The organism is Paenibacillus taichungensis, assembly GCF_013359905.1.
In the GTDB taxonomy this organism is placed as follows: domain Bacteria; phylum Bacillota; class Bacilli; order Paenibacillales; family Paenibacillaceae; genus Paenibacillus; species Paenibacillus taichungensis.
Genome location: NZ_JABMCC010000040.1, coordinates 1 through 228 on the forward strand (window position 1 = coordinate 1; position 228 = coordinate 228).

1 rRNA gene is annotated in these 228 nt (G+C 54.4%); it reads left to right on the forward strand.

Features of this window, described 5'->3' with window-relative positions:
* Positions 1 to 228: ribosomal RNA gene (locus HP548_RS00265) — 23S ribosomal RNA — on the forward strand; the annotation flags it as partial.

Sequence of the window (228 nt, forward strand, 5' to 3'; positions counted from 1 at the left end):
AGTAGCGGCGAGCGAACGCGGAGAAGCCCAAACCAGAGAGCTTGCTCTTTGGGGTTGTGGGACATCTCACATGGAGTTACAAAGGAGCCGGTTAAACGAAGAGGTCTGGAAAGGCCCGCCAAAGAAGGTAAAAGCCCTGTAGTTGAAAGTTGGTTCTCTCCGAGATGTATCCCGAGTAGTGCGGGGCACGTGAAACCCCGTATGAATCCGGCAGGACCATCTGCCAAG